21 protein-coding genes are annotated in these 20675 nt (G+C 59.9%); 15 read left to right on the top strand and 6 right to left on the bottom strand.

Going from position 1 to position 20675, the window contains the following annotated elements; all coding sequences use genetic code 11:
* The first annotated feature begins 16 nt into the window (after positions 1-16).
* The gene (gene argB, locus JFT86_RS07400; RefSeq protein ID WP_003229488.1) at positions 17-922 is read left to right on the top strand and encodes an acetylglutamate kinase; all 906 of its coding nucleotides are present in this window, start codon (positions 17-19) and stop codon (positions 920-922) included.
* A 166-nt stretch (positions 923-1088) separates the two neighbouring features.
* Here the strand turns inward: argB and pyrE are convergent, their stop codons facing one another.
* A complete protein-coding gene (pyrE, locus tag JFT86_RS07395) occupies positions 1089-1733 on the bottom strand; it encodes an orotate phosphoribosyltransferase (RefSeq protein ID WP_007954442.1) in 645 nt (214 codons plus the stop codon).
* 82 nt (positions 1734-1815) lie between these two features.
* On the opposite strand from pyrE, the gene JFT86_RS07390 reads away from it, so the two are divergent.
* Positions 1816-2595, top strand: a complete 780-nt coding sequence (locus JFT86_RS07390) for an exodeoxyribonuclease III (protein ID WP_007920349.1) — start codon at positions 1816-1818, stop codon at positions 2593-2595.
* Positions 2596-2702: 107 nt separating this feature from the next.
* On the opposite strand, the gene gltS is transcribed toward JFT86_RS07390, so the two are convergent.
* From gltS to rph, 3 genes are all read right to left on the bottom strand, one after another.
* The gene (gene gltS, locus JFT86_RS07385; protein ID WP_201231728.1) at positions 2703-3911 is read right to left on the bottom strand and encodes a sodium/glutamate symporter; all 1209 of its coding nucleotides are present in this window, start codon (positions 3909-3911) and stop codon (positions 2703-2705) included.
* A gap of 402 nt (positions 3912-4313) precedes the next feature.
* Positions 4314-4682, bottom strand: a complete 369-nt coding sequence (locus tag JFT86_RS07380) for a DUF4870 domain-containing protein (RefSeq protein ID WP_201236303.1) — start codon at positions 4680-4682, stop codon at positions 4314-4316.
* 28 nt (positions 4683-4710) lie between these two features.
* Positions 4711-5433 carry a ribonuclease PH gene (rph, locus tag JFT86_RS07375; protein WP_027610407.1) on the bottom strand — a complete coding sequence of 241 codons (723 nt, stop codon included), beginning with the start codon at positions 5431-5433 and terminating at the stop codon, positions 4711-4713.
* 270 nt (positions 5434-5703) lie between these two features.
* Here rph and JFT86_RS07370 point away from each other — a divergent pair, with 270 nt between their 5' ends.
* From JFT86_RS07370 to JFT86_RS07345, 6 genes are all read left to right on the top strand, one after another.
* On the top strand, positions 5704-6567 hold the full coding sequence (locus tag JFT86_RS07370) for a YicC/YloC family endoribonuclease (RefSeq protein ID WP_103302951.1): 864 nt from the start codon (positions 5704-5706) through the stop codon (positions 6565-6567).
* Positions 6568-6577: 10 nt separating this feature from the next.
* Positions 6578-7198 (top strand): guanylate kinase, encoded by a 621-nt coding sequence (gene gmk, locus JFT86_RS07365; RefSeq protein ID WP_201236302.1) that lies wholly within the window; start codon positions 6578-6580, stop codon positions 7196-7198.
* A gap of 167 nt (positions 7199-7365) precedes the next feature.
* Positions 7366-7629, top strand: coding sequence for a DNA-directed RNA polymerase subunit omega (gene rpoZ, locus JFT86_RS07360; protein WP_007894670.1), 264 nt, complete (start codon positions 7366-7368; stop codon positions 7627-7629).
* 57 nt (positions 7630-7686) lie between these two features.
* Complete coding sequence (gene spoT / locus JFT86_RS07355) at positions 7687-9792, top strand: bifunctional GTP diphosphokinase/guanosine-3',5'-bis pyrophosphate 3'-pyrophosphohydrolase (protein WP_007920338.1); 2106 nt, start codon at positions 7687-7689, stop codon at positions 9790-9792.
* A gap of 24 nt (positions 9793-9816) precedes the next feature.
* The gene (locus JFT86_RS07350; RefSeq protein ID WP_003229509.1) at positions 9817-10197 is read left to right on the top strand and encodes a RidA family protein; all 381 of its coding nucleotides are present in this window, start codon (positions 9817-9819) and stop codon (positions 10195-10197) included.
* Between the two features lie 69 nt (positions 10198-10266).
* On the top strand, positions 10267-11007 hold the full coding sequence (locus JFT86_RS07345) for a hypothetical protein (protein WP_201236301.1): 741 nt from the start codon (positions 10267-10269) through the stop codon (positions 11005-11007).
* 139 nt (positions 11008-11146) lie between these two features.
* Here the strand turns inward: JFT86_RS07345 and JFT86_RS07340 are convergent, their stop codons facing one another.
* Positions 11147-12004, bottom strand: a complete 858-nt coding sequence (locus JFT86_RS07340; protein ID WP_201236300.1) for an SDR family oxidoreductase — start codon at positions 12002-12004, stop codon at positions 11147-11149.
* A 188-nt stretch (positions 12005-12192) separates the two neighbouring features.
* On the opposite strand from JFT86_RS07340, the gene exbB reads away from it, so the two are divergent.
* From exbB to JFT86_RS07310, 6 genes are all read left to right on the top strand, one after another.
* Positions 12193-13152: a tonB-system energizer ExbB gene (gene exbB, locus JFT86_RS07335; protein WP_201236299.1), complete on the top strand. Its 960-nt coding sequence runs from the start codon at positions 12193-12195 to the stop codon at positions 13150-13152.
* Positions 13153-13158: 6 nt separating this feature from the next.
* Positions 13159-13587 (top strand): TonB system transport protein ExbD, encoded by a 429-nt coding sequence (gene exbD / locus JFT86_RS07330; RefSeq protein ID WP_103302606.1) that lies wholly within the window; start codon positions 13159-13161, stop codon positions 13585-13587.
* Positions 13584-14330, top strand: a complete 747-nt coding sequence (locus JFT86_RS07325) for an energy transducer TonB (RefSeq protein WP_201236298.1) — start codon at positions 13584-13586, stop codon at positions 14328-14330. Before exbD ends, JFT86_RS07325 begins: the two co-directional genes overlap by 4 nt.
* Positions 14331-14606: 276 nt before the next feature.
* Positions 14607-15536: a hydrogen peroxide-inducible genes activator gene (locus JFT86_RS07320; protein ID WP_103302608.1), complete on the top strand. Its 930-nt coding sequence runs from the start codon at positions 14607-14609 to the stop codon at positions 15534-15536.
* Between the two features lie 9 nt (positions 15537-15545).
* Positions 15546-17621: an ATP-dependent DNA helicase RecG gene (gene recG / locus JFT86_RS07315; RefSeq protein WP_201236297.1), complete on the top strand. Its 2076-nt coding sequence runs from the start codon at positions 15546-15548 to the stop codon at positions 17619-17621.
* A gap of 79 nt (positions 17622-17700) precedes the next feature.
* The gene (locus tag JFT86_RS07310; protein WP_201236296.1) at positions 17701-19101 is read left to right on the top strand and encodes an aminoacyl-tRNA deacylase and HDOD domain-containing protein; all 1401 of its coding nucleotides are present in this window, start codon (positions 17701-17703) and stop codon (positions 19099-19101) included.
* Positions 19102-19373: 272 nt separating this feature from the next.
* Here the strand turns inward: JFT86_RS07310 and JFT86_RS07305 are convergent, their stop codons facing one another.
* Entirely contained in the window at positions 19374-19757 is a 384-nt protein-coding gene (locus tag JFT86_RS07305; RefSeq protein WP_201236295.1) for a helicase, read from the bottom strand.
* A gap of 519 nt (positions 19758-20276) precedes the next feature.
* On the opposite strand from JFT86_RS07305, the gene JFT86_RS07300 reads away from it, so the two are divergent.
* Positions 20277-20648 carry a DUF6124 family protein gene (locus tag JFT86_RS07300; protein ID WP_201236294.1) on the top strand — a complete coding sequence of 124 codons (372 nt, stop codon included), beginning with the start codon at positions 20277-20279 and terminating at the stop codon, positions 20646-20648.
* Positions 20649-20675: the final 27 nt, after the last annotated feature.

Raw genomic sequence — 20675 nt, 5'->3', positions numbered from 1 at the left:
TCACCCGGAGCCCTGAATGACCCTCGAACGCGAAGCCGCCGCCCATACCGCCCAGGTCCTGTCCGAAGCGTTGCCTTACATCCGACGTTATGTCGGCAAGACCCTGGTGATCAAATACGGCGGCAACGCGATGGAAAGCGAGGAGCTGAAAACCGGCTTCGCCCGCGACATCGTCTTGATGAAAGCCGTGGGCATCAACCCGGTGGTCGTGCACGGCGGCGGCCCGCAGATCGGTGATCTGCTCAAGCGTCTGTCGATCGAAAGCCACTTCGTCGACGGCATGCGTGTCACCGACGCCGCGACCATGGACGTGGTGGAAATGGTCCTTGGCGGCCAGGTCAACAAAAGCATCGTCAACCTGATCAACCGTCACGGCGGCAGCGCCATCGGCCTGACCGGTAAAGACGCCGGGCTGATTCGTGCGAAGAAGCTCACCGTTACCCGTCAGACTCCGGAGATGACCCAGCCGGAAATCATCGACATCGGCCAGGTCGGCGAAGTGGTCGGGATCAACACCGAACTGCTGAACCTGCTGGTCAAAGGCAACTTCATCCCGGTGATCGCGCCGATCGGCGTGGGTGAGAACGGCGAGTCGTACAACATCAACGCCGACTTGGTGGCCGGTAAAGTCGCCGAAGCGCTGAAAGCCGAGAAGCTGATGCTGCTGACCAACATCGCCGGTCTGATGGACAAGTCAGGTACGGTATTGACCGGCCTGAGCACCCAGCAGGTCGATGACCTGATCGCCGACGGCACGATCTACGGCGGCATGCTGCCGAAGATCCGCTGTGCACTGGAAGCGGTTCAGGGCGGCGTGGGCAGCTCGCTGATCATCGACGGTCGCGTACCGAACGCGATCCTGCTGGAAATCTTCACCGACACCGGTGTAGGTACGCTGATCAGTAATCGCAAGCGTCCTTAACCGGAAGCGCACATAAAAAGACCCCGCTCAGCCTGACTGAGCGGGGTCTTTTTTTGCCTGCAATCCCTGTAGGAGCTGCCGCAGGCTGCGATCTTTTGACTTTTGCTTTTTAAAAACAAGATCAAAAGATCGCAGCCTTCGGCAGCTCCTACAAAGGAAACTGCGATTACACGCCGAACTGGGCGCGGTAGGCTTCCACGGCCGGCAGGTGCTGCTTGAGCTGCGGATCGTCCGCGAGGAATTCCAGCACCTGATTCAGCGAAACGATGCTGATCACCGGAATGCCGAAATCGCGCTCGACTTCCTGGATGGCCGACAACTCGCCGTTGCCACGCTCCTGACGGTTCAGGGCGATCAGCACGCCTGCAGCCTTGGCGCCGTCCTGGGAAGCGATGATCTGCATCACTTCGCGGATTGCGGTACCGGCGGTAATCACGTCATCGATGATCAGCACTTCGCCGGTCAACGGTGCGCCGACCAGACTGCCGCCTTCGCCGTGGGCCTTGGCTTCCTTGCGGTTGAAGCACCATGGCAGGTCACGGTTGTGGTGTTCAGCCAATGCGACGGCGGTGGTTGCCGCCAACGGGATGCCTTTGTAGGCCGGACCGAACAGCACGTCGAAGGGAATGCCGCTCTCGGCAATGGCCGCAGCGTAGAAACGCCCGAGCTGCGCCAGGGCCGAACCCGAGTTGAACAGACCGGCATTGAAGAAGTAGGGACTGGTGCGCCCGGACTTCAGGGTGAACTCACCGAAGCGCAAAACGCCGCGATCGATGGCAAAACGAATGAAATCGCGCTGATACGCTTGCATGAAAAAAACCCCAAATACCACGGATTTAGCTAATTAGCTTGACGCCGTGTATCATACACGCACGCGATTTTTGGGGCCATTTATGCGGATCATCAGTGTGAACGTCAATGGTATTCAGGCTGCAGTCGAGCGTGGTTTGCTCAGTTGGCTGCAAGCACAGAATGCCGACGTCATCTGCCTGCAGGACACCCGTGCCTCCGCCTTTGAACTGGATGACCCAGCCTTCCAACTGGATGGCTACTTCCTTTATGCCTGCGATGCTGAAGTCCCTGCCCAAGGCGGCGTGGCTTTGTATTCGCGGTTGCAACCGAAGGCTGTCATCAGCGGTCTCGGTTTCGAGACGGCCGACCGCTACGGGCGCTACCTGCAAGCAGATTTCGACAAAGTCAGTATTGCCACCTTGCTGCTTCCTTCGGGGATGAACGGCGATGAGGACTTGAACCAGAAGTTCAAGCTCATGGACGACTTCGGCAAGTATCTGGACAAACAGCGACGCAAACGTCGCGAGTACATCTACTGTGGCTCGCTGTACGTGGCGCAGCAGAAGCTCGACATCAAGAACTGGCGCGACAGCCAGCAATCCCCGGGCTTCCTGGCGCCAGAACGCGCCTGGATGGACGAGATTGTCGGCAACATGGGCTATGTCGATGCCCTGCGCGAAGTCAGCCGTGAAGGTGACCAGTACAGCTGGTGGCCGGACAACGAACAGGCCGAGATGCTCAATCTCGGCTGGCGCTTCGACTACCAGATCCTGACGCCAGGCCTGCGCCGTTTTGTACGCAGTGCACGCCTGCCACGTCAGCCGCGGTTCTCGCAGCACGCGCCGCTGATCGTCGACTACGACTGGACGCTGACCATCTAAGCGTCAATTCGCAGACAAAAAAATGCCCGTATCAAACGATACGGGCATTTTTTATGCGCTAACCCACGCTAAAGCAGATCAACGATCTGCCGGACATGAGCCGTGGATCAGACGGCAGCGAAAAACGGCAGTGCCAGGTACAGCTTGATAACGATCACGTTAATGATGTCGATGAAGAACGCGCCCACCATCGGCACCACTAGAAACGCAATCTGCGAAGGCCCGTAGCGCTGAGTCACCGCCTGCATGTTGGCGATGGCCGTTGGCGTCGCGCCCAGCCCGAAACCGCAGTGGCCTGCTGCCAATACCGCCGCATCGTAGTTGCTACCCATCATTCTGAACGTCACGAAGATCGCAAAGAGCGCCATGACCAAGGCTTGTACAGCCAGAATGATGAAGATCGGCAACGCCAGAGCGGCCAGATCCCACAATTTGAGCGACATCAAGGCAATTGCGAGGAACAGCGACAGGCTGACATTTCCCAGCACAGAAACTTCGCGCTCGAACACCTGATACAAGCCCAGCGCTGACAACCCGTTACGCAGAACGACCCCGACGAACAGCACGCAGACAAACGTCGGCAACTCAAACGCCGTTCCTTGCAGCAGGCCATTCAAGAGGTTGCCGCCCAGCAGGCTGACTGCGATCAAGGCCAGGGTCTCGATAAACGAAAACGGCGTAATCGAGCGCTCTTTGTTCGGCTGCTCAAACCCCTTTGGCAACCGTGGCGTTTCCTGTGGATTGCAGCCCGGCACTTGAACGCGCTTGATCAGCAGGCGAGCCACCGGGCCACCAATCAAGCCACCCAGCACCAGGCCGAATGTCGCAGAGGCGATCGCCAGTTCGGAAGCAGACGCCAGGCCGTATTTCTCGCTGAACACCGTTCCCCACGCAGCACCCGTACCGTGGCCGCCCGCCAAGGTGATCGAGCCCGTCAGCAAGCCCATCAACGGATCCAGCCCGAGCATTGTCGCCAGGCCGATGCCCATGGCGTTCTGAACGACCAGAAGCCCGGTGACCGCCAATAGAAATATACCGACGACCCGGCCACCCTTCTTCAGGCTGGCAAAGTCTGCACTCAATCCGATGGTGGCAAAAAATGCCAACATCAACGGCATCTGCAGGGAAGTGTCGAATCGAATCTCAATATCGAAAGTGCGCAACACCAATAAAACCAGAGCAACCACTAAACCGCCTGCGACGGGCTCGGGGATATTGTAATTACGCAAACATCCGACACGTGTAACAAGTCCGCGTCCCAGCAGAAGCACTAAGGAGGCAGCTACAAGCGTTCCATAAAAATCAAGCTGAATCATTGGGATTATTCTTGGCTATAAATTCAGAGGCGCACGTTTTACCTAACCACGCCCCATGAACCGGCTGATCGTCTCAACACTGATTGCTGTGAAATTCAAGAACCTTCGATGGTCTGAATATATCGAAATATTTCAACAGGAATATAACGTGCGACGACTTTAACAACCACGAAGTCCAATTGCCAAGATCGCGGACAGCACTATGGCGCCGCAGTTGTGACTAAAAGTGTAAACACGAAATTGATGTAACAGCTTATGCGTCCAGTCATCGCAAATAGACTAATCCTACGCACCAAGGAAATTAATCCAGTTGCAAAAATACAAATGCCCTGACTAGTCAGGGCATTTATTTTTAAGCGCTACGAATTACAACAGTTCCCACGGGGGAGTTTGCGCCGACCGTTATTTGATCAACCGCCAGGTGAACGGATAACGATAAGGAAAACCTTCGTTGGCCTTCACTCCGGCGATGATCGTCAAGACCAGCGCTCCGATGGCCAGCAGACCGAGCAGGAAGAAGCCGATGATCAGCACCATGAGCAACAGGCAGATCGCCGCAGCAATCGCCACGGTGATCTGAAAATTCAGCGCTTCCTTACCCTGGGCATCAATAAACGGATCCGACTCGCGTTTCATCTGCCACAGGATCAAAGGCCCGATCAGATTGCCGAACGGAATCCAGATCCCCAGCAAGGCAGACAGATGACAAAACATCGCCCATTGGCGAACCTCCTGGCTCGGTTTGGGCAGCAGCTCTTGCTCGTCACTCATCGCGTCCTCCTTGCGGGTTGGAACCTGCTCAGTCGGCCAGTGCAGCCTTTTGCAGTTCGAAAATCTCGTTCATGCCTTTCTTGGCCAGTTCCAGCATCGCGTTCAGGTCTTCAGGCTGGAACGGCGCGCCTTCGGCGGTGCCCTGCACTTCGATGAAACCACCGGTACTGGTCATGACTACGTTGAGGTCAGTCTCGGCGGCGGAATCTTCAAGATAGTCCAGATCCAGCACAGGCTCACCCTGATACATGCCAACCGATACCGCACCGATCATTTGCTTGAGCGGGTCGCCGCCTTTCAGGCCGCCACGCTTCTTGATCACTTTCAGCGCATCGACCAGTGCAACCATGGCACCGGTGATGGAAGCGGTACGCGTACCGCCGTCAGCCTGAATCACGTCGCAGTCGACATACAGGGTCACGTCGCCCAGCTTCGACATGTCCAGTGCTGCGCGCAGCGAACGGCCGATCAGACGCTGGATTTCCAGCGTGCGGCCGCCTTGCTTGCCACGGCTCGCTTCACGCTGGTTACGCTCGCCAGTGGCGCGCGGCAGCATGCCGTACTCGGCGGTCAACCAACCCTGGCCCTGACCCTTGAGGAAACGCGGCACGCCGTTTTCGACGCTGACGGTGCAGATGACTTTGGTATCACCGAATTCGACCAGTACGGATCCCTCGGCGTGTTTGGTGTAGTTGCGGGTAATGCGGATCGAGCGAAGCTGATCGGCAGCGCGACCACTTGGACGTTTCATAGGGAATACCTGTACTGGGGACGGAAAACTGCCGAGCATTATAGAGCCCTGCACCGTCGCTGGGCACTTGTTAAAAATCCGTACCGACGACCGAGGCCCCTGAACCACGCATTACCGACGGGCTGCAGCCCTTTGTCACACCGTGTGTTTGGGCGCATTCGCCGCACTGCGCTACAATCCTGCGCCTTTGCTGCCAGTCGGCTTAAATTCATTCATATCGCGCCCGCGGAACCGCAGTTCCGCGCCGATCTGCATTGCGAGGTCACCGCCATGGTGCACAGCATGACCGCCTTCGCCCGCGTCGAAAAAGCCGGCGTCCAGGGCACCCTGAGCTGGGAACTGCGCTCGGTCAACAGCCGCTATCTGGAACCGCACTTGCGTCTGCCGGAGTCGTTTCGCGACCTCGAGGGCGCCGTCCGCGAAGCCCTGCGTCAAGGCCTGTCGCGAGGCAAACTGGAATGCACCCTGCGCTTCACCGAAGAAAGCACCGGCAAGCCGCTGCAAGTCGATCGCGAGCGCGCCGCGCAACTGGTCGCCGCCGCCGAGACCGTTGCCGGGCTGATCAAGAATCCGGCCGCGCTGAACCCGCTGGAAGTACTGGCCTGGCCTGGCGTACTGGTTGCAGATGCAAGTGATCCGCAAGCGCTGAATGCCGAAGCCCTTGCCCTGTTCAATCAAGGTTTGAAAGATTTAAAAGCGGGCCGCGAGCGTGAAGGTTCGGAGCTGGCTCGACTGATCAACGAACGCCTGACATCCATTGAAGAAGACGTCGTGACCCTGCGTGAACTGGTTCCGCAGATGCTCGCAACCCAGCGTCAGAAGGTTCTCGACCGTTTCGCCGACATGAAGGCCGAACTGGATCCGCAGCGTCTGGAACAGGAAATGGTCATCCTCGCGCAAAAAAGCGATGTGGCCGAAGAGCTGGATCGCCTGAGCACCCACATCATCGAAGTTCGCCGGGTACTCAAGTCCGGTGGTGCGGCCGGGCGCCGCCTCGACTTCCTGATGCAGGAACTCAACCGCGAAGCCAACACACTGGGCTCCAAGGCCTTCGACCCGCGCAGCACCCAGGCCGCCGTCAACCTCAAGGTGTTGATCGAGCAGATGCGCGAACAAGTGCAGAATATTGAGTAAGGCAACAGACATGACCCACAGCACCGGCACCCTGTACATCATTTCCGCGCCATCGGGCGCGGGCAAAAGCAGCCTGGTCAAGGCTTTGACCGATGCCAATCCGGAGATTCGCGTATCGATCTCCCACACCACCCGTGCCATGCGCCCAGGTGAAGTGGATGGCGTTAACTATCACTTCGTGTCCCGCGAAGAGTTCGTGAAGATGGGCGAGCACGGCGACTTCCTCGAGCGCGCCGAAGTCTTCGGCAACTTCTACGGCACCTCGCAAAGCCGCCTGCAGCAAACTCTGGACGAGGGTCACGACCTGATTCTGGAAATCGACTGGCAAGGCGCCGAACAAGTGCGCAAGCTGATGCCGCAGGCACGTTCGATCTTCATCCTGCCGCCGTCGCTACAAGCATTGCATCAGCGCCTGACCAACCGCGGCCAGGACAGCGACGAGATCATTGCCGGCCGGATGCGCGAAGCCGTCAGTGAAATGAGCCACTATGTCGAGTACGACTACCTGATCATCAATGACGATTTCGGCCACGCGCTGGACGATCTGAAGGCGATTTTCCGCGCCAATCAGCTGCAACAGAAACGCCAACAGGTGCGTTTCGGCAAATTACTGGCCGAATTGCTCGGCTAATCAGTACTTCCCAAAACCGCTGCAAGGGCTTTACATTGGCACTTGTGGCGCGTTGAAGGGCTTGGTTAAAAAATCAGCGCTTCCCTAATCGCTGGTGATTTTTTAAACTGTTGAGTCCGCTCGCCCAACCGGGCAGCGCGCATCTTGCATTCGCTCCGAGGAATACCATGGCCCGCGTAACCGTTGAAGACTGCCTGAACCACGTGGAAAACCGTTTTGAGCTGGTCATGCTCTCTACCAAACGTGCCCGTCAACTGGCCACCGGCGGCAAAGAGCCACTGGTTCAGTGGGAAAACGACAAGCCTACCGTTGTAGCGCTGCGTGAAATCGCTGAAGGCCTGATGAGCTACGAGTTCATCGCCAACGCTGAAATCGTCGAAGACGAACCGCTGTTCGCAGCGTTCGAGGACGAGTCCAACGAGGCCGTCTAAGCCTATGCCTGGTCGACGTAGCACGGCGCGGGGTCACAGCGAACGGCAGGAGTCATCATGCCGAGCATAGACGCCCTCGCCGATCGCTTATCGACCTACCTCGGCAATGACCAGGTCAATCTGGTCCGCCGAGCGTATTTCTACGCCGAACAAGCCCATGACGGTCAGCGTCGTCGCAGCGGCGAGGCGTATGTCACGCATCCTCTTGCCGTGGCCAATATTCTTGCCGACATGCACATGGACCATCAGAGCCTGATGGCGGCGATGCTGCATGACGTGATCGAAGACACCGGTATCGCCAAAGAAGCGCTGCAAGCGCAGTTCGGTGAAACCGTGGCCGAACTGGTCGACGGGGTCAGCAAACTGACCCAGATGAATTTCGAGACCAAGGCCGAAGCTCAGGCTGAAAACTTCCAGAAAATGGCCATGGCCATGGCCCGCGACATTCGCGTGATCCTGGTCAAGCTCGCCGACCGCCTGCACAACATGCGCACGCTGGAAGTGCTGTCCGGCGAAAAGCGCCGGCGCATCGCCAAGGAAACCCTCGAGATCTACGCGCCCATCGCCAACCGGCTGGGCATGCATGCCATTCGTATCGAATTCGAAGACCTCGGCTTCAAGGCCATGCACCCGATGCGTTCGGCGCGGATCTACCAGGCGGTCAAACGCGCCCGGGGCAACCGCAAGGAAATCGTCAACAAGATCGAAGAATCCCTCGGCCATTGCCTCGCCATCGACGGCATCCAGGGTGAAGTCAGCGGTCGCCAGAAACACCTCTACGGCATCTACAAGAAAATGCGCGGCAAGCGTCGGGCCTTCAACGAGATCATGGACGTCTATGCGTTCCGGATCATCGTCGACAAGGTCGATACCTGCTACCGCGTGCTAGGCGCTGTGCATAATTTGTACAAACCGTTGCCGGGGCGCTTCAAGGATTACATCGCGATCCCCAAAGCCAACGGCTATCAGTCGCTGCACACGACATTGTTCGGCATGCACGGCGTACCGATCGAGATCCAGATCCGTACCCGCGAAATGGAAGAGATGGCCAACAACGGCATTGCTGCCCATTGGCTGTACAAATCCAGCGGTGACGAGCAGCCGAAAGGCACTCACGCCCGCGCCCGCCAGTGGGTCAAAGGCGTGCTGGAAATGCAGCAACGCGCCGGCAACTCGCTGGAATTCATCGAGAGCGTGAAGATCGACCTGTTCCCGGACGAGGTCTACGTGTTCACGCCAAAAGGCCGGATCATGGAGCTGCCGAAAGGCTCCACGGCGGTCGACTTCGCCTACGCGGTGCACACTGACGTCGGCAACAGCTGCATCGCCTGCCGGATCAACCGTCGTCTCGCGCCGCTGTCCGAGCCGCTGCAAAGTGGCTCCACGGTCGAGATCGTCAGCGCGCCCGGCGCGCGGCCGAATCCGGCCTGGCTCAACTTCGTGGTCACCGGCAAGGCGCGCACGCACATCCGCCATGCGCTGAAACTGCAACGCCGCTCGGAGTCCATCAGCCTTGGCGAACGCTTGCTGAACAAAGTGCTCAACGGTTTCGACAGTTCGCTGGAGAAGATCCCGGCCGAACGCGTCAAAGCGATGCTCACCGAGTACCGCCTCGAACTGATCGAAGACCTGCTCGAAGACATTGGCCTGGGCAACCGCATGGCTTACGTGGTCGCCCGCCGTCTGCTTGGCGAAGGCGAACAGCTGCCGAGTCCGGAAGGTCCGCTGGCGATTCGCGGCACCGAAGGCCTGGTCCTCAGCTATGCCAAATGCTGCACGCCGATCCCGGGCGACCCGATTGTCGGGCACCTGTCGGCGGGCAAAGGCATGGTCGTGCACCTGGACAACTGCCGCAACATCAGTGAAATCAGGCACAACCCGGAAAAATGCATCCAGCTCTCGTGGGCCAAGGATGTCACCGGCGAATTCAACGTCGAACTGCGCGTCGAGCTGGAACACCAACGCGGCCTGATCGCGCTGCTGGCCAGCAGCGTCAACGCGGCCGATGGCAATATCGAGAAAATCAGCATGGACGAACGCGATGGTCGCATCAGCGTCGTGCAACTGGTGGTCAGCGTCCACGATCGTGTGCACCTGGCCCGCGTGATCAAGAAGCTGCGCGCCCTGACCGGGGTAATCCGCATTACCCGCATGCGTGCATAACTCACATCTAACAAGGAGTCATACATGACCAAGACTGTTATCACCAGCGACAAGGCCCCGGCTGCCATCGGCACCTATTCCCAGGCAATCAAGGCTGGCAACACCGTCTACATGTCGGGCCAGATTCCTCTGGACCCAAAAACCATGGAACTGGTTGAAGGCTTCGAAGCCCAGACCGTCCAGGTGTTCGAGAACCTCAAGGCCGTGGCCGAAGCGGCCGGCGGTTCGTTCAAGGACATCGTCAAACTGAACATCTTCCTCACCGACCTGAGCCACTTCGCCAAGGTCAACGAGATCATGGGCAAGTACTTTGACCAGCCATACCCGGCCCGCGCCGCCATCGGCGTTGCTGCCCTGCCAAAGGGTTCGCAGGTTGAAATGGATGCCATTCTGGTCATCGAGTAATGCGCACGGCGCGGCCTTCAAACGCCGCGCCGACTGCTCAGCAAGACAAGGTTTTGAAAGGATTCCACCATGCGCAAAGCGCTAGCTCTCCCGCTGCTCGCCATTTTCCTCGGCGGCTGCGCCAGCAACCCTGCCGATCGTGACATCAGCGGCACCTGGATCAACCAGGTGGCGATCGATGCCGCAGCCAAGGGCGGCCCCCTGCGCGAAGCGCTTCAGGCTTACGGCCCGAACCTGGAGTGGGACGTCAACACCAAGGCCAGTCAGGCCCGCTACACCAACGGTTTCGAGAACGTCGAAGGGCGGCTGCTGGGCGAACAGTCCGGCGCCTGGAAAGTCGACTTCTATGGCAGCTCCGCCAGCGAGCTGAAACGCGATGGCGGACAACTGCAGCAAGCCGCCAGCGACAACGAACCGGAACAGGTCTTCGACCGCGCCCAGATCCCGGTGCCGGAAGGCGCACCGATCGGCGCCAGTTTCGAACGCGCGCTGTATTCCGCTTACATGGGCGGCAGCTGGAAAATCGCCAGCGGTCAGGGTGAAGGCAACACCGTGCAGTTCCAGGCCGATGGCCAGGTCTCCGGTTTGCCGGGTGCCGATCGGTATGCCCTGTGCCTGGCAGGTGATTGCGCGTCGATGAGCAGCACCAATGACAACATGTGGCTGCAACTCAACGGTCAGGGCAATGCCTACATCTTTGCGCGCAAGGGCAAGGAACTGGAGATTTTCCAGGCGGTGAACACGGCATTGGCTGATGAAATGCCGCAGTACACGCCGGGCGAGCGCAAGTGGTTGCTCGAAAAGCAGTAACCACACTCGCAAGCCCCGCAGATCCAATGTAGGAGTGAGCCTGCTCGCGATAGCTATTTAACAGTCAGCATTAGTGTTGAATGTTAAGGCCTCATCGCGACCAGGCTCACTCCTACAGTTGTATTGTGGTGTCTGAAAGTCAGCATTTACCTTCGAGGATCGCGGCATAGCCTTCACGATAGCTTGGGTACTTCGGCTCCCAGCCCAAGGCTTTCGCCCGCGCATTGCTGCAACGCTTGCTGCCGGTGCGCCGAACGCTGGCATCTTCCGCCCATTCGGTAACGCCCAGATACTCGCGCAGCCAGCCCACCACTTCGGCCAACGGCGCCGGTGCATCGTCGACGCCGATGTAGAGATCCTCCAGCTTTACGCCCTGCCGAGCCTTTTCCAACAGGAATGCCAGCAACCCCGCCGCGTCATCGGCATGAATCCGATTGCCATACAGCGGCGGATCAACGGCCACTCGATAACCGCGACGCACCTGAGTCAGCAACCATTCACGGCCGGGACCGTAGATCCCGGTCAGACGCAGGACGCTCGCCGGGATGCCGCTCTTGAGCGCCACCTGCTCGGCTTCGAGCATCAACCGACCTGAATACCCGGCAGCCACGGTCTCTGAGTTCTCATCCACCCACTCGCCATCCATCTGCCCATAAACGCTGCTGCTGGACACAAAAAACAGCCGCTCCGGCACCTGCCCGTAATCGTCCAGCCAGCTCAGTACGTTCTGCAAGCCCTGCACGTAAGCCGCGCGATACCCGGCCTCATCGTGGTCGGTGGCAGCCGCGCAGTACACCAGGTAATCCACCGCCCCCACCGGCCAGGTCGCCGGGCAATCTTCATTGAACAGGTCACCGGCCACGCCAATGACCCCATCGGGCAGGCGTGAAACGTCCCGGCGCAGGCCGTGAACTTCCCAGCCAGCAGCCAGTAATTGCGTGGCCAGACGACTGCCGACATCACCACAACCGGCAATCAAAACAGAAGGCGCGGACATCAAAGAACTCCCATCGGAAAGCGACAGACTAGCCCCGACAGATGACGAGCGGCTAGCAATCAAGGAAAAAAAGAAACTCTATTACTTTTGTTAACAAGAATTACTTGCAATAATGCACGCCACTTTTGTTCTCGGCCTTACGAGGCCTGGAAGAGCATCTACATTTTTCTATCTCAGGTCCGGCCAGCATGACACGCAATCAAATTCCCGCTTCGCCAACCAAACGACCTCGCGCCTTTAGCGCGGTGGCGGCACTGTTGTTCAGCCTGATGCTGGCACCGACCGCCGCTTTCGCCGACGCTCAAGCGCCGGCCGCCCCGGCCGCCACCGAACAGCACGCACCTGCTGCTGAAGCGCCAGCCGCTACTCCGGCCGCCACTGACCCAGTGCAAGCTGTCGATGCCGCCGACGTCCCTGAAGTTCTCGAAGCCGACAACACTCTGGGCATGGCCCACGACCTGTCGCCATGGGGCATGTACCAGAACGCCGACATCATCGTGAAGATCGTGATGATCGGTCTGGCCCTTGCGTCGATCATCACCTGGACCATCTGGATCGCCAAAGGCTTCGAGCTGATGGGCGCCAAGCGTCGTCTGCGTGGTGAAATCGCCGCCCTGAAGAAAGCCACCACCCTTAAAGAAGCCAGCGCCACCGCAGGCAAGGAAGGCACCCTCGCCAATCTGCTGGTGCACGACGCGCTCGAAGAAATGCGCCTGTCGGTCAACAGCCGCGAGAAAGAAGGCATCAAGGAACGCGTCAGCTTCCGTCTCGAGCGCCTCGTCGCCGCTTGCGGTCGCAACATGAGCAGCGGCACCGGCGTCCTCGCCACCATCGGCTCCACCGCACCGTTCGTCGGCCTGTTCGGTACCGTCTGGGGCATCATGAACTCCTTCATCGGCATCGCCAAAACCCAGACCACCAACCTTGCTGTTGTAGCGCCAGGTATCGCTGAAGCGCTGCTGGCCACCGCACTGGGTCTGGTTGCGGCGATTCCTGCAGTAGTGATCTACAACGTCTTCGCCCGCTCCATCGCCGGTTACAAGGCGCAGGTTTCCGATGCCTCGGCAGAAGTTCTGCTGCTGGTCAGCCGTGACCTCGATCACCAGCCTGAGCGCAGCTCGCAACCGCACATGGTGAAAGTGGGGTAATCGGCCATGGGCCTGCATTTGAAAGAAGGCGCAGACGACGATCTGGCCGAGAACCACGAAATCAACGTCACGCCGTTCATCGACGTGATGCTGGTGCTGCTGATCATCTTCATGGTGGCCGCTCCATTGGCCACCGTCGATATCAAAGTCGACCTGCCTGCCTCTACCGCCAAACCGGCGCCGCGGCCGGAGAAACCGGTGTTCCTCAGCGTCAAGGCTGACCAGCGGCTGTTCCTCGGTGAAGACGAAGTGAAGCCTGAAACACTGGGCGCCACCCTCGACGCCCGCACCAAAGGCAAGAAAGACACGACGATCTTCTTCCAGGCCGACAAAGGTGTGGATTACGGCGACCTGATGAGCGTGATGGATAATCTGCGCTCCGCCGGTTACCTGAAGGTTGGCCTGGTCGGACTCGAGAGCGCGGTCAAGAAATGATCACGACGCGCCATAAGCTGACGCGTTACAGCGGTAGCCTGGCCGTGGTGCTGGGCGTTCATGCGCTGGCCATCGCGCTGGCGCTGAACTGGACCGCACGCCCGCCCATCGAATTGCCGCCGCAGGCAATGATGGTCGAGCTGGCACCGGTTCCGGCCCCGCCACCGCCTGCACCGCCAAAAGTCGTCACACCACCACAGCCACCGGCTCCGGTTGAAGAGTTGCCGATTCCGAAACTGGCCGAAGCACCGAAAGCCGAAATCGCGGTGCAGAAGCCTAAACCGAAGCCCAAGCCTAAACCGCCGAAGCCGGTCGAGAAGAAGCAGCCTGATCCGCCGAAGGAAAAACCTTCCGAGGAAAAACCGGCCGACACGCAACCAACTCAGGCGCCGACGGAGAAATCCGCCCAGCCTGCGCCAGGCCCGTCGCCTGCACAAATGGCCGCCAAGGCCAGTTGGCAAGGCACCTTGCTAGCGCATCTGGCCAAGTACAAAAAGTACCCGGCCAGCGCCCAGGCACGGGGCAAGGAAGGCTTGAACCGCCTGCGTTTTGTGGTCGATGGCGAAGGTAATGTGTTGTCGTTCGAACTGGTGGGCCGCTCCGGCAACGCCGATCTGGACCGGGCCACTCTGGAAATGATCCGCCGCGCGCAACCGCTGCCCAAGCCACCGGCCGACATGCTGAACAACGGCTCGATCGAAATTGTTGCGCCGTTTGTTTACTCCCTCGAACGTCGCCGCTAAAGCAACACAAAACCTGTAGGAGTGAGCCTGCTCGCGATAGCGTTGTGTCAGACGATGATTTGCTGACCGACACACCGCGATCGCGAGCAGGCTCACTCCTACAAGGGTTCTCCGCCAGCCGGATGATCCAAGCCAAAAGGCACCGAAAGGTGCCTTTTGCATATCTGTACGCGGCAAACGGGCATTGCCCGGTGTCGCACTCCTCCCTCAGTCTGATAACGTGCGTCTATCGATTGCAGCCGGTATGCTTGGCCCGCATCTTCATGGACGCTTGCTATGACTCTCACAGAATTACGCTACATCGTTACCCTCGCCCAAGAGCAGCACTTCGGTCACGCGGCCGAGAAGTGCCACGTCAGTCAGCCGACCCTCTCCGTGGGCGTGAAAAAGCTTGAAGATGAACTCGGTGTGCTGATTTTCGAGCGCAGCAAAAGCGCCGTGCGCCTGACCCCGGTCGGCGAAGGCATTGTCGCCCAGGCGCAAAAAGTCCTCGAGCAAGCCCAAGGCATCCGCGAGCTGGCCCAGGCCGGCAAGAACCAGCTGACCGCCCCGCTGAAAGTCGGCGCTATCTACACCGTCGGCCCGTATCTGTTCCCGCACCTGATTCCGCAACTGCACCGGGTCGCCCCGCAGATGCCGTTGTACATCGAAGAAAACTTCACCCACGTGCTGCGCGACAAACTGCGCAACGGCGAACTCGACGCGATCATCATCGCCCTGCCGTTCAACGAAGCCGACGTGCTGACCCTGCCGCTCTACGACGAACCGTTCTACGTCCTGATGCCCGCGCAGCACCCGTGGACGCAAAAAGAAACCATCGACGCCGGCCTGCTCAACGACAAGAGCCTGCTGCTGCTCGGCGAAGGCCACTGCTTCCGCGATCAAGTGCTCGAAGCCTGCCCGACCCTGACCAAGGGCAACGACGGCGCCAAGCACACCACGGTCGAATCCAGCTCGCTGGAAACCATTCGGCACATGGTCGCCTCCGGTCTGGGTATTTCGATCCTGCCGCTGTCGGCAGTAGACAGTCATCACTACGCCCCGGGCGTGATCGAAGTGCGTCCGCTGTCGCCGCCGGTGCCGTTCCGCACCGTGGCCATTGCCTGGCGTGCAAGTTTCCCGCGGCCGAAAGCCATCGAGATCCTCGCCGACTCCGTTCGCCTGTGCTCGGTGGCCAAGCCAGCGGCACCGGTTACGGCCGGTTAAGCGAGCGTCATGACTGAGTTGTCGCAAGTGTCGGTGACGGCACTCAAGGGTGTCGGCGAAGCCATGGCCGAGAAATTGGCCAAGGTCGGCCTGGAGAATCTCCAGGACGTGCTGTTCCACTTGCCGCTGCGCTATCAGGATCGCACCCGTGTGGTGCCGATCGGCGCACTGCGGCCGGGACAGGACGCCGTGGTCGAAGGCACCGTCAGCGGCGCCGACGTGGTCATGGGCCGACGTCGCAGCCTCGTCGTCCGCCTGCAGGACGGCACTGGCGGCCTCAGCCTGCGCTTCTACCATTTCAGCAATGCGCAAAAAGAAGGCCTCAAGCGCGGCACGCGGATTCGCTGCTACGGCGAGGCCCGGCCCGGCGCGTCCGGCCTTGAAATCTACCACCCGGAATACCGTGCCATCACGGGCGACGAGCCACCGCCGGTGGATGAAACCCTGACCCCGGTCTACCCGCTCACCGAAGGCCTGACCCAAGCGCGGCTGCGCCAGTTGTGCATGCAGACCCTGACGATGCTCAAGCCTGCCACCCTGCCCGACTGGCTGCCGACCGAACTGGCCCGCGACTATCAACTGGCGCCACTGGCTGATGCAATCCGTTACCTGCACAACCCGCCTGCCGATGCCGACGTCGACGAACTCGCCATCGGCCATCACTGGGCGCAACATCGCCTCGCCTTCGAAGAGCTGCTGACACATCAATTGTCGCAGCAGCGCCTGCGTGAAAGTATGCGTTCACTGCGCGCACCGGCCATGCCGAAAGCCACAAAACTGCCGCCGAAATACCTGGCCAACCTCGGCTTCAAACCGACCGGCGCCCAGCAACGGGTCGGTAACGAAATCGCCTACGACCTCAGTCAGCACGAACCGATGCTGCGGCTGATTCAGGGCGACGTCGGCGCAGGCAAAACCGTGGTCGCCGCCCTCGCTGCGCTGCAAGCGCTGGAGGCCGGTTACCAAGTCGCGCTGATGGCGCCGACCGAGATTCTCGCCGAACAACACTTCATCACCTTCAAGCGCTGGCTCGAACCGCTGGGCATTGAAGTCGCGTGGCTGGCCGGCAAGCTCAAAGGCAAGAATCGTGTCGCGGCGCTGGAACAGATCGCCAGCGGCACGCCGATGGTGGTCGGCACCCACGCGCTGTTCCAGGACGAAGTGCAGTTCAAGAACCTCGCGCTGGTGATCATCGACGAACAACACCGCTTCGGCGTCCAGCAACGCTTGGCGCTGCGGCAGAAAGGCGTCGGCGGGCGCATGTGTCCGCACCAGTTGATCATGACCGCCACACCGATCCCCCGCACCCTGGCGATGAGCGCCTACGCCGACCTCGACACCTCGATCCTCGACGAACTGCCGCCCGGTCGAACCCCGGTCAACACTGTGCTGGTCACCGACACGCGCCGCGTCGAAGTCATCGAACGGGTGCGCAGCGCCTGCGCCGAGGGCCGTCAGGCCTATTGGGTGTGCACGCTGATTGAAGAGTCGGAAGAGCTGACTTGTCAGGCCGCCGAAACCACCTTCGAAGACCTCACTCTTGCCCTCGGCGAGCTGAAAGTCGGGCTGATTCACGGGCGTATGAAGCCTGCGGAAAAAGCTGCGGTCATGGCCGAATTCAAGGCTGGCAACCTACAACTGCTGGTCGCCACCACGGTGATCGAAGTCGGCGTCGACGTGCCCAACGCCAGCCTGATGATCATCGAAAACCCCGAGCGTCTCGGCCTCGCGCAACTGCACCAGTTGCGTGGCCGCGTTGGCCGGGGCAGCGCAGTCAGCCATTGCGTGCTGCTCTACCATCCGCCACTGTCGCAGATCGGTCGCCAGCGGCTGGGCATCATGCGCGAGACCAACGACGGTTTTGTCATTGCCGAAAAAGACCTCGAACTGCGCGGCCCCGGCGAAATGCTCGGCACCCGCCAGACCGGCCTGCTGCAATTCAAGGTCGCCGACCTGATGCGCGACGCCGACCTTTTGCCCGCCGTGCGCGATGCCGCGCAAGCGCTGCTGGAACGCTGGCCGACGCACGTCAGCCCATTGCTCGACCGCTGGCTGCGCCACGGGCAGCAATACGGCCAAGTGTGAGCACCGTCGCAGTTTCTGACAGCTCGTTCCGACAGAGCTGGTTATACTCCTGCAATTGTTTCAAAAACGGATACAGACCATGACCGAAGCTGCTCTCGCCCCCGAATCTCCGCACGCTCCGTCTGTAATTCGGCTGCTGCTCAACAAGCTGGGCGTCGCCTACGAAGAAGTGCTCGACCACCACGGCCTCAATGCCTCGCGCAAAGTGCAAGCCGTGTTGCTGGACGACGCCGTTGGCGCCCTGATGGTGCTGTTCCCGCAGAGCCAGTTGCTGGATCTCAACCGCCTCGCCGAACTGACGGGCCGTCGCCTGACCGCCGTCTCGACCGAGCGTCTGGAAAAAATGCTCGGCAAACACAGCCTGAGCCTGCTGCCGGGCCTGCCGGCACTGACCAGTTCGCCGTGCCTCTATGAAGAAAGCCTGCTGCGCGAACCGAAGCTGCTGATCAACTCCGGCGAGCCCGGCCTGCTGCTGGAAATCGCCAGCGAAGACTTCAAGACCATGCTGACCAAGGCCAGCGCCGCCAACTTCGGCGAAGCCCTGAGCAGCATCCGTCCCAACCTCGACCGCCCGGACGACGATCGCGAGGAAATCACCCAGGCCGTGCAAGCGTTCACCGCGCGACGGATCCAGCAGCGTCTGGAAGCGACCATCGAGATTCCGCCATTGGCGGAGACTGCACAAAAAATCATCAAGCTGCGCGTTGACCCCAACGCCACCATCGACGACATCACCGGCGTGGTCGAGACCGACCCGGCGCTGGCCGCGCAAGTGGTGAGCTGGGCGGCGTCGCCGTACTACGCCTCGCCGGGCAAGATTCGTTCGGTGGAAGACGCGATCGTCCGCGTGCTCGGCTTCGATCTGGTGATCAATCTGGCGCTGGGCCTGGCCCTCGGCAAGACCCTGAGCCTGCCGAAAGACCACCCGCAACACACCACGCCGTACTGGCAGCAATCGATCTACACCGCCGCCGTCATCGAAGGCCTGACCCGCGCCATGCCGCGCGCCCAGCGCCCGGAAGCCGGCCTGACCTACCTTGCCGGTCTGTTGCACAACTTCGGTTATCTGCTGCTGGCCCACGTCTTTCCGCCGCACTTCTCGCTGATCTGCCGTCACCTGGAGGTCAACCCGCACCTGTGCCACAGTTACATCGAGCAACACCTGCTCGGTATCAGCCGCGAACAGATCGGTTCGTGGCTGATGCGCTACTGGGACATGCCGGACGAGCTGGCCACCGCCCTGCGCTTCCAGCACGACCCAAGCTACGACGGCGCCTACGCCGAGTATCCGAACCTCGTCTGCCTGGCCGTGCGCCTGCTGCGTGGTCGCGGGATTGGCTCGGGACCGGATGAAGACATCCCCGACGCCCTGCTCGAACGCGTCGGCCTGAGCCGCGAAAAAGCCAACGACGTCGTCAGCAAAGTGCTTGAAGCTGAAGTGCTGCTGCGCGAACTCGCTTCGCAATTCAGCCAGGCCTGAACGCAAACAGACCCGCTCCCCAAGGATCACCAAAATCCCTGTGGGAGCGAGCCTGCTCGCGAAGAATCCAACCCGGTCTACCTGTCTGACACAAAACCTGTGGTGAGGGGATTTAGCGAAACGTCGCACCGCCCCGACCGGCTGCGTAGCAGTCGCAAACCCAATCAATCATGTGCATCAGGTGTATCTAAGGCATCAGTTTTGGGGCCGCTTCGCAGCCAATCGGGGATAAATCCCCTCACCACAACAACCCTTCTACTCAAGCCCCGATATCAAGCCTTAGGCTTAGCCTTTCTCGGCTTCAAATACTTGGTCAGCCCCTGAAACCACATCACCAGCGCCGGGTTGCCCTTGATCTGGATCGACTTGTCCTGAATCCCCTGCATGAACGCCAGTTGCTTGTTCTTCGCCTGCATCGTGGCAAAGCCATACGCGGCATCTTTAAAGGCAATCGCAAACGCCGGCTCGGCATACGTGCCGGATTTACTGGTGATTCGCTGATCCTTCACGAGGAAATGCCGCGCCACTTTCCCGTCCAGAGTCTGTAGCTGGAACACCAATTCCTTGTCACCCAACTGCTGCTGGAACGCAGGATTTTTCCGACTGGCCTTACCCATCAACAGACCCAGCATCCACAGTAGAAAACGAAATTTCATGCACACAGCCTCAAAAGGAAAATGAACGGCCGGGGCAGTGTAGCGACTTCGCGCCACAACGCCACTATCCAATACCGTTAGAAGACGATCCCCCGTTTTCACCGCACGATGACCGCCAAGTCACACTTTCAAAGCAACGTCCTACACCACCAGACACACATCTCTGTAGGAGCTGCCGAAGGCTGCGATCTTTTGATCTTCCACCCCGCAAATCTATGGGAAATTTCCTGCAAGGCGCCGGGCTGTTCATGAACTAGGCGAACCGGAGCAACATCGATAGCCTCTGTGTGTCACCGCCAATTGGTGACTCGGACGTGCAAGTCCGATCCAGGTGCACAAACGTTGTGGCATTTCGCCGAGTGTTTTCCTATGCTCGCGATCCGTTATGGCGGCTGTGCGTCGGAGACCTTCGGGTCTGCCGGGTTCCTGGACCGGTCTTGCACACCAACGCACAGCTGCCACCTCTTTCGAAGTGCAAAGCGAAACGGTGTCAGCCTCTTTTTTCCAGGAAGTGACACCATGTTCAAACCAACACCCAATCCCCCAGAAAGCCCAGAAACCTCCCCCTACGAATCCCCCAATTCAAAGAAATTCCACGAAGCCGCCGAGCGCGCCCTCGACCACCACTTCAAACCCGCCGTCGAACCCCGAGCCAAACGCCAGGGCGGCCTCTTCAGTCTCTCCCCCGGCACCGACGCCGAAGCCCTCATGGCCAACGCCTCGGAAGACCTGCTATCGATCAGCGTCATCGCCTCCGACCTGGCCGACGACCTCGAAGGCTCACGCCGCTCAGTGGCGCTGGCCCTGAGCAGAATGGCGGATGGGGTGCGATTGATGGTGGAAGGCATGCTCGACCACATTGAAGTGCGGAGTACGCCGACCAAGCCGTGAAGCGATTTGTGGATGAAGAAAGGGGAC

This window comes from Pseudomonas sp. TH06 (assembly GCF_016651305.1).
Lineage (GTDB): Bacteria > Pseudomonadota > Gammaproteobacteria > Pseudomonadales > Pseudomonadaceae > Aquipseudomonas.
The sequence above is the reverse complement of the archived record's forward strand: the minus strand, read 5'-3'. Positions and strand labels throughout refer to the sequence as shown.